General features: G+C 44.5%; 19 protein-coding genes. 3 read left to right on the top strand and 16 right to left on the bottom strand.

What is annotated here, in order from left to right:
* Window positions 1-59 precede the first annotated feature (59 nt).
* The 9 genes from AC4JOV_RS03345 to fabD all read right to left on the bottom strand — a co-directional run bounded on the left by AC4JOV_RS03345 (window position 60) and on the right by fabD (window position 9,130).
* Complete coding sequence (locus AC4JOV_RS03345; protein WP_229936560.1) at window positions 60-1,415, bottom strand: murein hydrolase activator EnvC family protein; 1,356 nt, start codon at window positions 1,413-1,415, stop codon at window positions 60-62.
* On the bottom strand, window positions 1,412-2,227 hold the full coding sequence (locus AC4JOV_RS03340) for a cell division protein FtsX (RefSeq protein WP_229936561.1): 816 nt from the start codon (window positions 2,225-2,227) through the stop codon (window positions 1,412-1,414). The genes AC4JOV_RS03345 and AC4JOV_RS03340 overlap by 4 nt, the downstream gene beginning before the upstream one ends.
* Complete coding sequence (locus AC4JOV_RS03335; protein WP_229936562.1) at window positions 2,214-2,888, bottom strand: cell division ATP-binding protein FtsE; 675 nt, start codon at window positions 2,886-2,888, stop codon at window positions 2,214-2,216. Before AC4JOV_RS03335 ends, AC4JOV_RS03340 begins: the two co-directional genes overlap by 14 nt.
* On the bottom strand, window positions 2,881-4,077 hold the full coding sequence (gene trmB / locus AC4JOV_RS03330) for a tRNA (guanosine(46)-N7)-methyltransferase TrmB (RefSeq protein ID WP_229936563.1): 1,197 nt from the start codon (window positions 4,075-4,077) through the stop codon (window positions 2,881-2,883). The genes AC4JOV_RS03335 and trmB overlap by 8 nt, the downstream gene beginning before the upstream one ends.
* A gap of 12 nt (window positions 4,078-4,089) precedes the next feature.
* Complete coding sequence (locus tag AC4JOV_RS03325; protein ID WP_229936564.1) at window positions 4,090-4,746, bottom strand: fibronectin type III domain-containing protein; 657 nt, start codon at window positions 4,744-4,746, stop codon at window positions 4,090-4,092.
* Window positions 4,697-5,650: an RluA family pseudouridine synthase gene (locus AC4JOV_RS03320; RefSeq protein ID WP_229936565.1), complete on the bottom strand. Its 954-nt coding sequence runs from the start codon at window positions 5,648-5,650 to the stop codon at window positions 4,697-4,699. Before AC4JOV_RS03320 ends, AC4JOV_RS03325 begins: the two co-directional genes overlap by 50 nt.
* Window positions 5,651-6,623: 973 nt before the next feature.
* Window positions 6,624-7,382 carry a tRNA 2-thiocytidine biosynthesis TtcA family protein gene (locus AC4JOV_RS03315; protein WP_229938377.1) on the bottom strand — a complete coding sequence of 253 codons (759 nt, stop codon included), beginning with the start codon at window positions 7,380-7,382 and terminating at the stop codon, window positions 6,624-6,626.
* Between the two features lie 50 nt (window positions 7,383-7,432).
* Window positions 7,433-8,170 (bottom strand): 5'-methylthioadenosine/adenosylhomocysteine nucleosidase, encoded by a 738-nt coding sequence (locus tag AC4JOV_RS03310; RefSeq protein ID WP_229936566.1) that lies wholly within the window; start codon window positions 8,168-8,170, stop codon window positions 7,433-7,435.
* A 12-nt stretch (window positions 8,171-8,182) separates the two neighbouring features.
* Window positions 8,183-9,130: an ACP S-malonyltransferase gene (gene fabD / locus AC4JOV_RS03305; protein WP_229936567.1), complete on the bottom strand. Its 948-nt coding sequence runs from the start codon at window positions 9,128-9,130 to the stop codon at window positions 8,183-8,185.
* Between the two features lie 169 nt (window positions 9,131-9,299).
* On the opposite strand from fabD, the gene AC4JOV_RS03300 reads away from it, so the two are divergent.
* Window positions 9,300-9,767, top strand: coding sequence for a rhodanese-like domain-containing protein (locus AC4JOV_RS03300; RefSeq protein ID WP_229936568.1), 468 nt, complete (start codon window positions 9,300-9,302; stop codon window positions 9,765-9,767).
* A gap of 51 nt (window positions 9,768-9,818) precedes the next feature.
* Here AC4JOV_RS03300 and AC4JOV_RS03295 read toward each other — a convergent pair whose 3' ends face one another.
* Window positions 9,819-10,646 (bottom strand): damage-control phosphatase ARMT1 family protein, encoded by an 828-nt coding sequence (locus AC4JOV_RS03295; protein ID WP_229936569.1) that lies wholly within the window; start codon window positions 10,644-10,646, stop codon window positions 9,819-9,821.
* Window positions 10,647-10,717: 71 nt separating this feature from the next.
* Between AC4JOV_RS03295 and AC4JOV_RS03290 the strand changes: the two genes are divergently transcribed.
* Window positions 10,718-11,050 (top strand): hypothetical protein, encoded by a 333-nt coding sequence (locus AC4JOV_RS03290; protein ID WP_491522179.1) that lies wholly within the window; start codon window positions 10,718-10,720, stop codon window positions 11,048-11,050.
* A gap of 39 nt (window positions 11,051-11,089) precedes the next feature.
* A complete protein-coding gene (locus AC4JOV_RS03285; protein ID WP_229936571.1) occupies window positions 11,090-11,926 on the top strand; it encodes a hypothetical protein in 837 nt (278 codons plus the stop codon).
* 173 nt (window positions 11,927-12,099) lie between these two features.
* On the opposite strand, the gene AC4JOV_RS03280 is transcribed toward AC4JOV_RS03285, so the two are convergent.
* The 6 genes from AC4JOV_RS03280 to AC4JOV_RS03255 form a co-directional block, all read right to left on the bottom strand.
* Window positions 12,100-12,615, bottom strand: coding sequence for an FKBP-type peptidyl-prolyl cis-trans isomerase (locus AC4JOV_RS03280; RefSeq protein WP_229936572.1), 516 nt, complete (start codon window positions 12,613-12,615; stop codon window positions 12,100-12,102).
* A 103-nt stretch (window positions 12,616-12,718) separates the two neighbouring features.
* A complete protein-coding gene (locus AC4JOV_RS03275; protein ID WP_229936573.1) occupies window positions 12,719-13,324 on the bottom strand; it encodes a L,D-transpeptidase in 606 nt (201 codons plus the stop codon).
* A 9-nt stretch (window positions 13,325-13,333) separates the two neighbouring features.
* On the bottom strand, window positions 13,334-14,200 hold the full coding sequence (locus tag AC4JOV_RS03270; RefSeq protein ID WP_229936574.1) for a tetratricopeptide repeat protein: 867 nt from the start codon (window positions 14,198-14,200) through the stop codon (window positions 13,334-13,336).
* Between the two features lie 3 nt (window positions 14,201-14,203).
* Entirely contained in the window at window positions 14,204-14,716 is a 513-nt protein-coding gene (locus AC4JOV_RS03265) for an OmpA family protein (RefSeq protein WP_229936575.1), read from the bottom strand.
* 12 nt (window positions 14,717-14,728) lie between these two features.
* Entirely contained in the window at window positions 14,729-15,976 is a 1,248-nt protein-coding gene (tolB, locus tag AC4JOV_RS03260; protein WP_229936576.1) for a Tol-Pal system protein TolB, read from the bottom strand.
* Between the two features lie 166 nt (window positions 15,977-16,142).
* On the bottom strand, window positions 16,143-16,988 hold the full coding sequence (locus tag AC4JOV_RS03255; protein WP_229936577.1) for a prephenate dehydratase: 846 nt from the start codon (window positions 16,986-16,988) through the stop codon (window positions 16,143-16,145).
* Window positions 16,989-17,091: the final 103 nt, after the last annotated feature.

Here is a 17,091-nt window from a genome sequence, read left to right as displayed (position 1 = left end):
AGAGGTTTAGGTTGGGTTTAAACCAGAGCTTAACCAATCCCCCTCTCACCTGCTGACTATCAGATACTGATAAGTCTTAAAGGGTTGATATGTTTAGAGTTTTTCGTCGCCTGAAAGATCAGTTTACGGTTCACTTTACCCACCACATACCCCTTTTTTATCTTACGCCCTTTTTTGATGTTCGGCGCGATCTTGGAGAGTCCGGCATAGACCGTATGCAGCTTTCCGCTGTGTGCAACGACCACTACCTTCCCGAGCATACTGCTGCTACCCGCATAAACGATTTTACCGTTCATGACGTTTTGTACTTTTGCATCATTGTGCGGGGCCTGCAGCGTCACTGATTCATTATAGATCTTGATCTTATAGATAGGATCAACATAGGTCCCGAACCTCTTGATCACTTTGGCACCGCTGATAGGAGAGATCGTCTTACTTCCTCTGTAGGCATAGGTTTTAGGCTTTTGGTAGGAAGAGTGTACTTTTCTTACCTTTTCACTCTGCTTCTCTGCAGCTACACGGTTGTTTTGCGCTTCTTTCGCTGCAAGCTGTGCTGCCTGTTTCGCCTCTTTGGTCTGTGCTTTCATCAAAGCAAGCTGTGCCGCCCGCTCTTTCTCCTGGGCAATTCTTATCTTTCTTTTACGCTCTTTTTCCAGGCGTATCGCTTCTTTGCGGGCTTCAGCAGCACGTCTTGCCTCTTCTACCTCTTTTTTATGTAAAATATTGAGCTGAGCCAGTGTCTGACTCAGCATGCTTTGTCGATCGACGATCTGGTTAAATTTCTTTTGATATTTCTCTTCATCATCCATCAACCCTTTGACATAGGCCTCTTTCTTTCTCTTCTTCTCGACATAATCTTTCCGTTTTGTGATGATCCCGGAGAGAGACTTTTGCGTTTTATCACGCAGAGAACGCTTACTTTTCTGCGTCTCTTCCAACGTAACAATCTCCTTTTTTAGAGATTCGAGTTCTTGATTATTATGTTTTTCATACGCCTTGTAGACTTCATAAGAGATAACAGATTCACGGGTCTGTGTCTTTATCTGCTGTAGTGCAAAAATCACAGAAAACTGCTCCGTAGCCAATGACAAAAATGCTTCACGCTTTTTTTTGATCTCACTGTTGATCTCCCCGAGCTCCTTCTCCGCATCACCTAACTCTTGCTTCAACTGTATATAGGCTTTTTCCGTTTTATCCTCATCCGCTTTTAGAAGATCGATCTTTTTTTCCAGAAATGCGATATCTTTTTCGGCTTTCTTGATATCCTCAGCAATCTTTTCAAGCTTTCTGCTTGTTTTTTTCTTTTCGCTAGTAGTGGCTCTCAATCCCTGTTTGGAGTCTTTGATCTTCTCTACGGTAGAGGCAGAAAAAAGCAGGGAGAGTGCCACGAAGCACCAGAGGATAAGCAGTCTCACTCCTCTACTCCCTTGGCACTATAGACGACCGAATAGACTGAAATGATCACGATCAATAGGGCAGCAGCCAGCAAAACACCTATATCCATGATCCTGAAGAGATAATCTCTATTTTGAACCATCATCTCTATCCCGCTGTTTACGGCCCAATGAAACTTCAGGTAGAGGAAGATACTGCTGACGATCAATGTAGCAGCGATCGCATCTATGATCGCGATCTTAAACAGCACGCCGCTTCTGAGCATCAATGGCGCCCCGAAGATTTCCATGATCTGCATACGCTCTTTATGCGCATACTTCCAGATCTCCATCTGCTTCATGATCAAAAAGAGGCTCACCACTGTCATAAATGATATAAAGATCTTCAGCGTAAACTTGATAAAAGTGAACAGCCTGTAGTTCGACTCATAGTTGCTTCCAAACGTCTCGACCTTTTTGATAAGCGGACTTCGCTCAAGGTCTTTTTTAAGCGCTATCAGCTCTTCCATACTGATATACTCATCCAGACGTACATTGTAAAAATAGGGCAGAGATTTGAGGATCTTCGCTTCACCCTCTTTTGTCACACCTTTGGCGATCTTTGAGACGATCCTGTCCCGTTCTATATTTTCACTTTTGCTGATATGTCTGTTGAGTGCCTTAAATGCATCGATCTTCATAGGTTTCTCGCTTACAACAAGCATTGCATAACCTTCCTGAAGCCCTTTTTCATACCTGTCAGTGGCCCGGTCAAAGACCAGATAGAACTCGATACCGAGTAGTATTGCCATCAAAGGCAAGATAAACATCAAATGATTCTTAATGTACTTCATATACACCCTTGCCTTCGATAATAAAGTGTCTGTACGGCAATGAGAAGACCTGAGGTATTTTGTGTGTCACGACCAGTACGGTGGTTTCAAGCTGCTGACAGGCATTCTCCATCAGGTCCCATATCACGTTTGATGAGTAGTCATCAAGGTTTCCTGTCGGTTCATCCGCCAGGATCAGCACCGGGTTTTTTGCCAAGGCTCTGGCTACACCTACACGCTGCTGTTCTCCACCGCTCAGCTCCAGAGGATATTTGTCTGCATGTTCGGTCAGTTTGACATGTTTTAGCAGTCTGTGTGCCTGTGTATTCTGTACATCGATGGAGTAACCCGCGATCATCAAGGGCAAAACGACATTTTTTGCAACACTCCACTCATTGACAAGTTTAAAATCCTGAAAGATGATCCCCATATGGGTACGAAGTTCCTGGAGTTTCGAAGCCTTTACGTTTGCCAGATCCACACCTCCGACCACAAGGTTCCCTGAAGTGGGCTTGATCCTGCCGTACAAAGATTTAAGCAGTGTTGATTTACCTGATCCACTCGGACCCGTGATAAAAACAAACTCCCCTTTTTTCACCGTAAAGTTGGCATCTTTGATCACTTCATTTCTGCCATTGTCATAAGCCAATGTCAGGTTTGAGGCATTGATAACGTTAGACACTTAAGTCTCCTTCTAAAAAGATCTCTTTCATTTTTTGATGTGCCTTGAAATTTACCATCGTTTTCACAGGTACGGAGGCAAAGTATCTACACTCCTCCTTCCCAATGAGTATATACTTGTGTTCCGGTCTGTCAAAACTTCCAAAAGCACATTTGATCAGCAGTTGGTCTTTCCCGATCTTGAAAAGACGTTCAAAATGTATAAAGAACCCGTCAAATACCATCGGTTTTTTTGTAAGTCTTTCCTCTATACCTTCTTTATATTTTACTGCATTAAAATTAAAATCTATCTCTAATGTTTTCGGCTCAGACTCTGTCAGGCATCTTACATAGACATCATAGATATCTTTTTCCTGTCTCAGCCATCTTGCCTCATATTTACTGGTTACTTCCAGTGCTTCATTCTTACGTATTTCAACATGTGTTTTTGGTACATCTTCCCCGAAGAAGGTCTCCAGTGCATACCAAAAGTAGTTATCGCTGTCCGTACGGAGCTCAAGCCTCCCCTCTTTACGCAGTACCCTCATCGACTCCTCAAGAAAACTCGGACTGATCACTCTCCTGTGAGGCTTTTTATCCCACGGTACAGGGAAGTGGACAAATATCTGTTCACAGCTGTTGGAAGGCAGCATCTCCAGGAAAAGTCTCGCATCATAGTTAACTACCCAGATATTATCCAGTCCCTGCAGTTCAATCTGTTTGAGTACCTGCTGTGCAGAAGGGGTATGGATCTCAAGCCCGATAAAGAGCGTATCAGGATTTTTCTGCGCTTGGTAGAGCAGATGCTTTCCGCTGCCGAATCCTACCTCAACAGAGATCTTCTCTTTGGGGTACACCACTGTTGCAAAATCCTCGATCTTTTTGAAATACGCTGAAGAGAGCGGGGCTTTGGTATGAGAGATAGCGATGTTGGAGCTCTGTATCTCAAGGTTCAACTCTTCTGCTGTCTTTGCCAATGCCTCTTTGAGAAGATTGACCTTGAGCGGTCTGCTGACCTTGTCGTATTTGAGCTGTCCTGCACCGTTACTGTCCGGTTTGTACTGCAGTAAAAACTCTTCTCCCCCGTACTCTACTCCCCATAACTCCTCATCGGCTCCTATCGCTTGTGCACGAAAAGTGAGCAGAGAACTTTGAGGGATCTTCTCCTCTACGATAGAACTGTCAAATGGTTTGACTTTAATATGTGGCATTTTTTTCCTTGTTTACAGTCTGATATGTGTTGGCTGACTTGGCCGTGATGTTGTATCGTCATAACTCTTTGCGATGATACGGTAACGGTAGTTTCTCTCCGGTCTGACAAAGGTATCGATATACTCTACCATGATGCGTCCTTTGACCTGAGCGATATACCGCCACTCGCCTCCGTTTACCGAACGCTCGATGATATAGGCATCAATACTCTCATTGCTGTGCGGTGCCCAGAGCAGTTTTACCGTGCCTGCTCCTACCTTATAGGCTTTGAGGAAAGGTACACTCGGAAGGGGTGCTAAAGCACGCACTTTGATCCGGCTTCCCAGGGCAGCCTCTTTTCCAAAACGCAGTGTCTTGAAGGTATAGCGGTAACTTCGGCCGGGCTTGACCTGCGTATCGACAAAATGGGTTGCATAGGCATTGGAGATCGTGGCGATATGCGTCTCTTCTCCGCCGGAGCTTCGATAGACATTGATCCCGCGTACTTTTCGGTCTGTGATCCTGGCCCACTCAAATCCTATAGCGTTTCTCTGAGGAAGGGCTTTGAGGTTTTGCAGTCTGGCCAATGAGGGATCAATCTCATAGACGGTCATACTCTGTACGACACCGCCGCAACCGTTAAACCCAACTAAAGCGGTCGCCAAGAGTGCGAGGATCGATCTTTTCATTCATTTCACTTTCATCAAAATATTTTGCCAGATACGCCTGCATATCCTCAAAAAGAGGGGCTACAAACTCCATCTTTTCTCCTGTGGCAGGATGCGTCAGATAAAGCAGATACGCATGCAGCTTCACACGTGAAATTTTATCCCGTTTGCTCTTAAAGCCGTATAAATGATCCCCCAGTATATGGCGTCCCAGCGTTGCCAGATGCACACGTATCTGGTGCGTACGGCCCGTGAAAAGCTTCGCAGCGATCAGCTCGGTATCACGGCTGCTTTGTGCCAGTTTGACAAAAGCCGTTTTTGCCTCTTTGCCATGCGGTACGACATCCATCTTCAGACGGTTGTTGGGGTTGCGTCCGATAGGCTTCTCTACGATGGTATCTTCTTTGAGCGGATAGTCGACGAGTGCCAGGTAGTAGCGCCCCATACTCTTGTCCTGCAGCTGTTCGCTCAGCTTCTCATGGGTCTTGTTGTCCTTGGCGATCACCAGAGCCCCGGTCGTCTCCTTGTCGATACGGTGTACGATCCCATGACGCTCCTCTCCGCTGATTGTGGAGAGTGATATCCCGCGCTGTATCAGCCAGTCCACCAAAGTCGGCTCTTTCACTGAAGGTGCCGGATGCACTACAAGCCCAGAAGGCTTGTTGATGACCATCAGGTAGTCATCCTCATAGATCACCTCAACATCAAAGTCCACAGGTGCCACTTCACGCTTCTCAGCCTCTTTGAACTCGTAAGCGATCTCATCCCCCTCTTCTACCTTGAAGCTGGTTTTAGTGATGCTCTTACCGTTGACAGAGACAAGCCCGTCTTTGATCAGCTTTTCGATCTGGTTACGGCTGACGTCCAGCTCGTTTGCTAATGTTTTGTCCAGGCGGTTTTTGGTTTCTGCTGTGAATCTGTTCATTTCTCTCAAATCAATTTAAATGGTTTATCTGAAACGTATTTTACCAAAAGCTTTCATTATCTGCTATTTTTCTATTAATGCCTATGTTAAGTGTATATTAATAGCTGAAGAGGTAAATATCTATTCTACTTTGAAAGACGAGGAACAGATAAACCAATTCCACCGTCATTCCCTTATATTGTAGTATATAAATTATAACGGATTTTATTTAGCAGTAAGAAAAAGGACAGGTTCCCGTCATTCCCGGCTCGATCAGGAATCTAGAGGTATGAATACTGAGAGATACAAAGTTCTCTGTAATGTAACGTGTGGATCCCCGGGTGCCCGTAGGAAATGCACTAGGGTGCAAGCCCGAGGATGACAGTAGTCTATAGGTTTAACATTTGGATTCCCGATCGGAGCCGGGAATGACGGCGGCAAAGGTTCATGCCTTCATGGCTATGCATTTTGGGTTCTATCCTATCAATCTTTTCCCGTGAATTACAGCAACAAATACGATTGCATGCTCTTTCACTTCATAAAACAGTCTATAACCAAGAAAACTCTTTTATAGTTTGGCATAGACCAACCTTCTGGTGGGATTCTCCCACCCTACAAGTTTCGATTTTTTTCGTAGGGTGGATGCAATCCACCAACAAAATATCATCACCCTATTACACTCCGCCATACTCATATCTTTGATGAGTTTCATAACAGTTTACCTGTTCCTCTCAGACGTAAACCTCTCTATCCTAAATATAGTAGATAAATTATAACGGATTTTATTTAGTATTTAAAAAGGCTGGTTCCAGTCATTCCCGACCCCGATCGGGAATCTAGAGGTATGGATACTGAGAGATTCAAAGTTCTCTGTTATATAACGTGTGGATCCCCGGGTCCCCGTAGGAAATACCCTAGGGTACAAGCCCGAGGATGACAGTAGTCTAGAAGTTTAACATTTAGATTCCCGATCGAACCGGGAATGACATCAAACCTAAATATCGTCTCTATCCCAACGCTCCGGGTCAAGGAAGGTATCATCATGGATATGTTTGAAGGAGGCTTTGATCATCTTGAAAAGATCACCGTTCTTCTCTTCCATGCCTGCCAGCCATGCTTTGGTAGAGGCTCTGGCATGCGGCATCTTGACATCTTTGAGCATCGCCGGGCAGGCTTCATCACCGATCACCTGCAGGTCATTGTCCTGAGCAAAGCCTCGCAGCTGTGACTCACGCACCTGGATCAGCGGCCGGATCAGGTGGAAGCCTTTGCCTGTTTTGTAGATCGGGGCAAGTGCTCTCATCGTACCGTTGTAGAACATGTTCATAAAGAAGCTCTCTACGGTATCGTCGAAGTGGTGCCCCAGGGCTACCTTGTTGAAACCACCCTCCTCAGCAAAGCTGTAGAGTGCGCCCCTGCGCATACGGGAGAAGTAAGAACAGAAAGAGGAGTTCTCACGGATCGCGTCCTGGCTGACATCGAAGATATTGGTATCGTAGACCGTATGTTTGATACCGTACTTCGCACAGTGTGCGGAGAGGAAGTCGTAGTGCTCGTCAGGCATCCCGTACTTCACGGTACACGCTTCAAACTCGAAATCAAACGGTGCATTGCGCTGCATATGTTTAAGCGCATGTATCAGTGAGAGGGAGTCCTTCCCTCCGCTTAGTCCCACCAGTACCTTGTCACCTTCACCGATGAGTCTGAACTCGGCATTGGTTTTGCCTATCACCTTGAGCAGTTTCTTGCTCATCGGTATGATCGGAAAATCGTCTCTTCTACCCAACTTACGCCTTTATATTTTTAATCATCGTGGTTACATGCAGAGTGTCTGCATAACTCATCCGGATCTATCTTCTCAACCATACTGATCACAAAATCCGCTGAGACTTTTGCCGAACTCTCCAGGAATGCATCAAAGTCAAATCCCGCATCCATATCCGCGCTGTCACTGATCGCACGCATGATAAAGAACGGTACCTGAAGTGAACTACATACCACGGCTACCGATGCACCTTCCATCTCCAGGGCATGTGCCTTAAAGGTCTCACCGATCCACTCTTTACGTTCAGGGTTTGCTACGAACTGATCTCCTGTAGCGATGACCCCTTCTTTGAGAACCAAGCCTTTTTCGCTTGCTACCTCTTTTGCGATATCCCGAAGTGCCGGGTCTGTAGGGATACAGACTTCCCCCTCAGGGACAAACCCGTGCGGGTGGCCAAATGCCGTGATATCCAGGTCATGCTGGCAAAGCCCGTCAGCGATGATCAGATCACCGATAGCCAGTTCCTCGCTGATCGCTCCGGCCACACCGCTGAAAAGCAAAATGTCACATCCGAATTTCTCTATCAGCATGGTTGCTGTCAGTGTAGCGAAAACCTTACCGATCTTCGAGTAGGCTACAACCACCTCTTTCCCTTTATAGGTTCCCTCATAATAGGTGTTGGCTGCATAGACACTAGTCGTGACATGATCAAGTTTTTCCAAAAGCGGTGCGATCTCTTCAGGCATCGCACCCATGATAGCAATCTTCTTAGGCATAACTCTCCTTGACTATTGTTCGTTTAGTTTACTGATCTCATCGATTGCCAATTGCAGTGACTCCATGTCAGAGACTACAAAGTGAGGCTTTTTCGTTGCCTTTCTGTTGAGTCCTTTGAGTACACCGCCGTGACCGAACTCCACATAACAATCTACTTCATCATCAAACTTGGCGATCGCCTGCTTATAGCGTACCGGTGAAGTCAGCTGTTTTGGAAGAAGGTCAAGCGCTTCTGCTTTAGAGCTGTAGTAGTCTGCGGTAACATTGGAAACTACCGGTGCATTGAACTCGTCTCTAAGCACTTCTGTCAGTTTTTCAGCCAGCGGTGCAGTCGCAGCTTCCAAAAGCGGGCAGTGGCTCGCTACGGACATATTGAGCAGCATTGCTCTTCTTGCTTTTGCCTCTTTAAGGATCGGTTCGAGCTTTTGAAGATCAGACTTCACACCCGCGATCACGATCTGTCCTTCGGCATTGTAGTTTACCGGCCATACTTTCATCCCGGCATCTCTCTGCACCGCACAGATACCCTCGACTACCTCATCAGAGAGTCCAAGAGAGACCATCATCCCTACATCCTGACCGGCACATGCTTCAGCCATCAATTTACCACGAAGGTTTACCAGCTCTACCGCATCGATCGCATCGATCGCGCCGACACTTACAAGTGCAGAAAATTCGCCCAGGGAGTGTCCCATCGCATAGTGAGGCTTGATCGACATCTCATTCTCAAACAGTCTATGTGCGATCGCAGAGACCAAAAGAATCGCAGGTTGTGTATACTCTGTTTTCTCCAATTTGTCATTCTCTGTAAAGAGAAGCGCTTCAAAGTCGATACCTGTACGTTCACTTGCATCAGCTACCATCTGTTTTGCTAGTTCAGAGTTGTTAAAAAAGTCCTGTCCCATACCGACAGCCTGAGACCCCTGTCCCGGAAATAAAAATGCACATTTTACTGACATGAATATCCTTATAAATAATATGCTGTAATTTTACCATGTTTAGATTATGTAGTGATGACGCACACATTTCTCTCTTTTAAATCAACCTTTTTGATATTGATTTTTATTTAATGGTCTATTAAGGTTTAGAATATATAATCTCACAAAATAAATATTATAAGGATAACATATGATTAAAAAATATCTCTTCTCTTCTCTTGCTACAGCAGTTCTTGCGGTAAGTGCCAGTGCCTATGATACGGCAAAAGCAGAAAATATGAACCATTTCTATTCGCATTTGACGCAGCAGGCTTGTGCTGACTCAAAACTCTTTACTACAGGTGAAGATGTAATGAAAATGTTCAGGGACAAAGCAAAATTTACACTCCTGGATGTAAGAACTACAGGTGAAAATGCGATCGTATCGCTCTCCTCAGAGAATGCAATGCATATCCCGGTCAAGAACCTGTTCGAAAAAGCCAACCTAGACAAACTCCCGACAGACCAGCCGATCATCGTCGTGTGTCACTCGGGTACACGTGCAGTCATGGTAACGATGGGGCTAAAACAGATCGGTTTTAAACAGGTGCATGTACTCAAAGGCGGCCTGGTAGCACTTGCTGAAGCAAACAATCCAAAGAATGCACCACTGAAATAATTCAATCCCTCCAAGATACAAAGCGTAGTGATACGCTTTGCATCCTTTTCTTTACACTCTTTTAAAGATCATTGATTTTACCGGTTGCCCGATCTGTTCGGAGACGACATTACATTTCACCATAAAAAGATAGTAGATAGTGCGTTCCGTCTCACCATAGAGACTTTCAAAGTTTCCCATACCTTTAGAGATGACGATATCAGCCTTTTCAAAGATCTCAAGCGATGCCTTATTGGCCTGTGAAAGATCATAACCGGGAGTATGGACCCCTGTATCTATCACCGTAGCACACTCCTGAAGTATCTCCGCGTCCTTAAGCGTAACATCATTGATAATGGGTTTTCCTCTTACAAAGTAGTGCACATGAATATCATACCTCTCTTTGATCTTCTCGATCAACCATTTGTCAAAAATATGCTCACCGACATTGTCCCCGATGATCACTATCTCTTTGGCATTTTCCAGCTCCTGCTTGAAAGCATCACTGTCGTTGATCGCAAATGGGTGATGAAAATGTTCTTCTATCATCTCATTGAGATCAAACTGTTCCTGAGCACCAAAATCGATCACGTTTCCAATCACAGAAAATTTGATCGCATCATCGATACTCTTGACCTGTGTTTTATCTACAGAGAGAGCCATTTTCGCAGCATGCGCCTTGGACAGTGAGACGGGATCACTCTCCCCCGTGATCTCTCCTATCTTGCGGTAGATCACCTCCGCGATCTGCGGCGGTGTGATATCCAGATCATGTGCTAAAAGTATTTTCGCCGTGGCATCAAGGACCTCTTTGCTCTGCTCATCATCAAGCGCCAGAAGCCTGGATACCTTCAATCCTTGATTCATTAGACAGACGATACAGTCGGGCTTTATATTCATATTTACTCCTTGCGGCTATTTTATCTTATTATATTTACTATAATCAAGTCAAATTTATAGAAAAAAAAGATTTGAAGTGCTATGATTCGACGCGAATTCACTTTGGGAGGCAAAAGATCAGATCGTTACTGCTTAAAATTCTACTCTTTATCTATCTGACTTCTGCTTATCTTAATGCAACACATATGCATGTTGAAGAGCCGGGACACGACCACGAATGTGACGTCTGCCTCCTTGTAAAGCACTTTCCAAGCAGTGATCTTCCAAAATCGGACCTGCAACTTCCCGCTGTTGCGCCCTATATGCCTGAAGAGGAGCAGGATCAACAGTACCTCTCAACCCCTGTCAGTAAAGGATTTAACGCAACAGCACCCCCTCTCTGTCGATCATTTTTTATTTTTTAACACTTTTATATCACAAGAACGACACATAAGGAACACACTATGAAACAAAAAATTATACTACTGCTTGCTATGCTTTTACCTATGCTGAGTTCAGCAGAGGAGACGACACTGACCCTAAGCTACGAACTGCTTGACTTTGAAAACTCAAAAAAGAAAGATGAAGGGAAACGCTACGGCATCTGCGTCAAGCACAACCATAACAATGATACCTACCAGCTAAGAGCAGAGAGAACCCATACCGAAACCTTCCAGCCGCCACTTACAGAAGACCTGAAGGTCAATAAATATGCGCTGAAATATACACACCGCTATGATCAGGCTCAGTCTGTAAGTGCAAGCTTCCTCAACATCGATGACAACCTGATGAAAGAGACAGATGGCGGAAGGATTTACGGTCTGGGGTACCGATACCGTGCCTTCGGACTCACACAGTACTTCAGTGACTACAAGCACTTCAATGTCTATCAGACCGATATCAAGTATACCTTTAAACATGCGTGGGAAGATATCAAGGCGGATGCTACAATCATCGCTAAATACCAACATCTGCAGGATAAAGAGAGTAACGCTTTCAGCACCAATGCAAAAAGCGATTACTTGACACCGGGAGTTAAAATGCACGTGCATTACCAGGACTACCATATCGGTGCAGGTGCATTTTTCGGGAAAAGGGTCTTTGCCGTTATGGATGAGGGGATGCGTATCCAGCACCATGCCATGGAGTTTGACAAGACCTATATGGTCGGTATCGGCAGACATTTTGAAAAGATCGATCTCCACCTCAAGTATATCTACCAGGAAGCGAATGAGATTCCTATCAACAACCCTGACGTCAAAGTCGACAATATTATCTTTCAACTAGGGTATCACTTCTGATACTCTGGTACCAAAAATCTATCTATAGATCGTACTGCTCATCTTAATCCAGCAGATCACATGGCCAGAATACAGAGTGCGGTATTATATGCGATAAGGTGAAAAAGGGGATTTATAAATATATGAGGGAAGAGAGGTACACCTACCGTTCGGCAGGTGTAGAGAGGTTGATCTTAGTGACAACCACATCCTGATCCACAGCTTCCGTTACCGTGTGAGTGACCGCCTACAACACCTGTAGCCTGCTCATCTTCAGTCGCTTCTCTTGCACTCAATACTTTTACTGAGAACATAAGATCTTTTCCTGCAAGTGGGTGGTTGAAGTCGATGTTTACTTCATTGTCATTGAAAGACTTTACAGTTACCTGTACTGTCTGTCCGCCTTCACCTTGACCGTAAAGCGTCATACCTTCAGCAAGATCGATACCTTCAAACTGATCTCTTGGTAGTGTCTGCTGTGCTTCAGGGTTTACTTCACCATACGCATCTGCAGCTTTTACCAAGATATCTCCGCTCTCATCTTTTTTCATACCGACAAGTGCATTTTCAAGACCAGGAATGATCTGTCCCTTACCAATGATGAACTCTAGTGGCTGTCCACCTTTGTTACTGTCTACAACTTCTGTTGTACCTGCTTCTTTTACTTCGTATTCGATACCTACGACGCAATTTTCATTTGTAATTGTCATAAAAATTCCTAAAATTAAATTTTGTTGTATTGTAACTAAGCAAACTTTACTGAGGCTTAATGGAAAATACCCCCTAAAAATACGCCAGAGATCTTATAGACGGCTAGTTTGCAGAGAAAAATTCATCCAGAATATTGAAAGGAAATATAGCAGCCTTGTCTGTCGCCTGCAGATCTTTTACGGCAAAAGGGATATAACTGTGTCTGGTGACGACTACTTTGGTGCGGTAATCTGTCCAGTCAAACAGTTCTACAACATCTTTGGGATCGATATGGATACAGCCATGAGACATCCAGTCGACACTCCCTTTATGCAACGCATGTCCAAAACGGGTAAACTTCATCATATAATCCATATTGTTCACGCCGCTGGGATCAGGATAGGCATTAGACATATGAAATCTCTTTTTTTGAAAGATCGTAAATATCCCTGAGGGGCTTCGGTACTTCTCAGCCCCTGAAGTAACAGGACCTGTCTTCCATATATTCCCCTCTTCATTAATGGCATAAAAACGTCCGTCACTTCCAGGCTCTCTAACAGAAACAACGACGATTTTCTCTCCTTTCAGATCAACTATTTTGAAACCGTCTTTAGTCATAAGTTTAAATGAAGTTTTGGATATGGGGAATGTCGCATTACCACGGGGTGGCGTATGCTCCGCAGAAAGAAGAGTACAGAGAGATATAACGATCAGTATACTATACCTCATCCTCTCCTCCTAGAGTTTTTTCAGTTTATCTTTCGCAATTTGTGCAGATCTGTGTCCGCTGTAGTTCTCGACGATATTCTGATAAAAAAGTTTTGCTTGATCTTTTTGGCCTGTCTTTTCCAGTGAGATACCTGTATGGAGCAACAATACATCGATATAACTTGCCTTATCATACAATCCTGCACTCTTTTTATAGTAGAAGATCGCATCCTCATACGCTTTGGTATAGTAAGCGATCTCACCCAGATAGTAGTTGGATGCTGCAGGCTTATATCCTTTCTGGTCAGTGATCACAAATCTCTCTTTTGCTTCATTATACTGCTTTTTACCAAAAAGTCTGACACCTTCTGTATAGAGTGATGCATTCTCTTTGCCCTCAAGCGATACTTTCTGATCGGTTGATGCTTTCGCTTTCTTGCTCTTTGGAGCGCTCTTCCCGTTCATCCCGGCAAGTATCTGCTCCAGCTCCTCTTTACTGACATAGTTGCGATTGATCTTATCGATCATAGCTGCAAGCTTTTGGAGCAGTTCACTATTGTCTGTACCTGATGCAGAGGAGACACCCCCTCTTTGTTGCTGAAGTTCAAAAAGCTGTGCACTCAAACCTTCTACCAGTGTAGTAAGACCATCGATTCTCTCATTTTGTCTTTCTACCTGACGCCTTAGAGAGGCAAGGGTTGCCGGCTGCTGCGGTGCGGCTGTCAGGGGAGAGGTAGAAACAGGTGCAGAGACATCCGCAGAGACATCCGCAGAGACATCCGCCTCATACATTCGCTGAAATTCTTCACTGTCTGTTCCATATACAGATGGCTCTGCATAGACGACGGTGCCGCCTACAACCATAAAGATGCAAAAAGGTATCAAACGCTTTAACATTTACTATTTCACCAATCTGAGATCAACTCTTCTATTTTGTGCATAGCACTCATCTGATGAGTTACTACATACAGGACTGCTCTCTCCAAAGCTTACCATGACCACATTGGAGGTATTCACACCTTTGTCTGCAAGTGCATCCTTTACTGCTTTGGCACGCTTTAGTCCAAGCGCATAATTGTACTCATCTGTACCGAACTCATCACAGTTACCTTCCAATTTCACTTTGCTCCCGCCGCTGTTTTCTACTTTAGCGGCATTATGTGCCATCCTGTTCTCCATAGATGGTACGATGTTATACCCGTCAAAGTCAAAGTAGATACTCACAAAACCGTCACTACTGCTGTTATAACGTATACCGGACCCATCCTCTACCATATTACTCTCATCGATTGTCACTGTATCCGGGGCGATCTCATTGGAGTCTGACACATTGCCTCCTATATCCGGAGTGTTTTGCGCACATCCTGCAAAAAGCAGTAGAGAAACCACAGTAAAACCTATTTTTTTAACCATTATTTATCCTTTTTACCAATCGATTGATTGTATTTTATTAATACTTATTGGAAATAACAAACTTTGAGAGCTGGCAAGGTTGATATAACCTACGGCACTCCCCCTCTCACTCTGTTTGATATAAAGCACGACCGAACCATCCTCTGAAAATCTCGGGAACTGGTTGGTTCCTGTCGTTGTCAAAGGTCTGGTATCTCCTCCATGTGAAGAGGTCAGGTAGAGATTGAACTTGTTCCGTCCGAAACTATTCGATGATTCTCTGCTTGAATAAACCACCTTCCCATCAAACGTATCGCATGCATTGTTGTTGCGTCCATGATAGACGACAGGAGAGACCGCAGCGGTACCGATAGACTTCCTGAAGACATTCGCATACCCCAATCTGTTGGAGACAAACACAATACTCTTCTCATCATCCACATATTTCCCGCTTACATCGATCCCGTTAAACTTCGTCACCCTCTTTTTAGCACCCGAAGAGAGATCCAGTTCATAGATATCAGCATGTCCATGCGGGGCCATCGTAAGAAGAAGTTTCGAGTAGTCTTTACTGACATCCGAACAGACAAGCATCCCTTCTGACGTTAAGATTTTGCTCTTTTGCCCTGTATAGATGTTGATTTTGTACAGCGTAGGCAACATCCCTTTGTATGAGGTATAGTAAAGGCTTCTCTGTTTACTGTCTGCCCACTTTGGAAAGACATTCAATCCTCCTCGTATAATAGGTTTTTGATAGTTAAACGTATAGTCCGCCAGTACGATCTCACTCTTTTGTGCCCCCGTGTAACGGGTAAAGACGACATAACGGTTGATCCATGAGATATCAGGGTACTTGAGGTACCTGTTGATATCACTCACCGCTTTATGCGCGACAAACGGCATCTTTGCCGTACCCGGAATAGCATAAGATTTTTTATAGAGCTGCATCCCGTCAGACGCTCTAAGCAGACGGATATAGAGTTTTGTTCCGCCCCCTGTCAGTAACTTGTATTTAAGTACATAGTCCTGACCTTTAAGCTTCGGATCAATAAACCCACCACTGAAACTACCCTGATCTATTTTGCCGTCGGCTAGAAAGTGTCCTGATATCTTCAGATCAGAGAGTAAGATATCAGAAAATTGCTTGTTGTGTTGTTGTGACCCGTCTACCAATGCAATGCGTGCACGCTGCTCAACATCTTTCTCGATCTTGAGTGTCGCATCCACAGCCAAAAGGTTTGTAGTAAACAGTACTGTCAATAGAAGTAACCATTGTCTCACGAACGTCCCTTGAGTTTTAATATCGTGCAGATATTGTATCAAGCAAAGGTTAATATACGCATTAAAAAATCAGAGTGAAAATCTTACTCCTGTGAAGGAAAGAGAAACCTCTCTTTTCAGACCTTTGAGACGACCGGTTTCGTGTTGCAAAATGATCTCTCTTACGTTAGCTGACCCGGTCTCCTTTTCGATGACTCTCATAGACTCCAAGGATACGTACATCTTCAGCAAAAAAGGCCAACTCACTGAGTGCCAACTTCATGGCCTCCGCATCACTATGTCCATCGATATCGATATGGAACTGGCTTCCCTTTACCTGTTGCGCCCCCATATAACTCTCGATCTTGAGAAGATTGATACCGTTAGTCGCAAATCCTCCCAGTACTTTATAGAGTGCAGCAGGAATGTTTTTGACCTGGAAGAGGAGCGAAGTGATGTAGCGTTTTGACGGATCATAGTGCGGTATCTGTTTATCCCGTGAAAGGATGAAAAAACGTGTCGTGTTGCCGTGCATATCTTCAAAGTGTTCTTTGATGATCTGAAGATCATAAATCTTGGCCGCCAACTTCGATGCAATAGCCGCACTCTGCTTATTCCCTGAGAGAGAAAGCTCCTTGGCTGAACCTGCAGTATCAAATTTAGCTTCTGCTCTCAGTCCAAGCTCCAGAATGTGATTGTGACACTGTGCCAATGCCTGTGGATGGGAAGCAACAGACTTCAGCGCATCAGCCTTTGCTCCCTTCAGCGCCAAAAGACAATGTACGACCGGTTCGAAATGCTCTCCTATAACATGCAGGGAGATCTTTGGGATCAATCTGTAGATCTCTTCCACCCTTCCCGCAGTTGAGTTCTCAAGCGGGATCATTGCAAGATCGGCATCCCCCTCTTCCACCATCCACATCGCTTCTTGAAAGGTATCACATGCGATTGTCTTATACTCAGGATAGGCATTTTTGCAAGCTTGTTCCGAATAGGCACCCGCTACTCCCTGATACGCTATAGTTTTACTCATGCACTCTCTTTTAGAAGATTTCAGTATCCTCTGATTTCACGTTTTTTAAGGATACCTTATTATTTTTATTATAGCATCTGCGGGCTTCAGAAAATTGCATAAA

The organism is Sulfurovum sp. MH2-6 (genome assembly GCF_058374785.1).
This window is presented reverse-complemented; position numbering and strand designations above follow the sequence as displayed.

What these genes read in the sequence shown, in the direction of transcription:
- AC4JOV_RS03275 (WP_229936573.1), bottom strand. Translation starts at nt 13,324, where the DNA reads ATGAGGTATAGTATACTGATCGTTATATCTCTCTGTACTCTTCTTTCT.
- AC4JOV_RS03255 (WP_229936577.1), bottom strand. Translation starts at nt 16,988, where the DNA reads ATGAGTAAAACTATAGCGTATCAGGGAGTAGCGGGTGCCTATTCGGAA.
- AC4JOV_RS03340 (WP_229936561.1), bottom strand. Translation starts at nt 2,227, where the DNA reads ATGAAGTACATTAAGAATCATTTGATGTTTATCTTGCCTTTGATGGCA.
- AC4JOV_RS03320 (WP_229936565.1), bottom strand. Translation starts at nt 5,650, where the DNA reads ATGAACAGATTCACAGCAGAAACCAAAAACCGCCTGGACAAAACATTA.
- AC4JOV_RS03285 (WP_229936571.1), top strand. Translation starts at nt 11,090, where the DNA reads ATGAAACAAAAAATTATACTACTGCTTGCTATGCTTTTACCTATGCTG.
- AC4JOV_RS03315 (WP_229938377.1), bottom strand. Translation starts at nt 7,382, where the DNA reads ATGAGCAAGAAACTGCTCAAGGTGATAGGCAAAACCAATGCCGAGTTC.
- AC4JOV_RS03295 (WP_229936569.1), bottom strand. Translation starts at nt 10,646, where the DNA reads ATGAATATAAAGCCCGACTGTATCGTCTGTCTAATGAATCAAGGATTG.
- AC4JOV_RS03280 (WP_229936572.1), bottom strand. Translation starts at nt 12,615, where the DNA reads ATGACAATTACAAATGAAAATTGCGTCGTAGGTATCGAATACGAAGTA.
- trmB (WP_229936563.1), bottom strand. Translation starts at nt 4,077, where the DNA reads ATGCCACATATTAAAGTCAAACCATTTGACAGTTCTATCGTAGAGGAG.
- AC4JOV_RS03300 (WP_229936568.1), top strand. Translation starts at nt 9,300, where the DNA reads ATGATTAAAAAATATCTCTTCTCTTCTCTTGCTACAGCAGTTCTTGCG.
- AC4JOV_RS03270 (WP_229936574.1), bottom strand. Translation starts at nt 14,200, where the DNA reads ATGTTAAAGCGTTTGATACCTTTTTGCATCTTTATGGTTGTAGGCGGC.
- AC4JOV_RS03325 (WP_229936564.1), bottom strand. Translation starts at nt 4,746, where the DNA reads ATGAAAAGATCGATCCTCGCACTCTTGGCGACCGCTTTAGTTGGGTTT.
- fabD (WP_229936567.1), bottom strand. Translation starts at nt 9,130, where the DNA reads ATGTCAGTAAAATGTGCATTTTTATTTCCGGGACAGGGGTCTCAGGCT.
- AC4JOV_RS03310 (WP_229936566.1), bottom strand. Translation starts at nt 8,170, where the DNA reads ATGCCTAAGAAGATTGCTATCATGGGTGCGATGCCTGAAGAGATCGCA.
- AC4JOV_RS03265 (WP_229936575.1), bottom strand. Translation starts at nt 14,716, where the DNA reads ATGGTTAAAAAAATAGGTTTTACTGTGGTTTCTCTACTGCTTTTTGCA.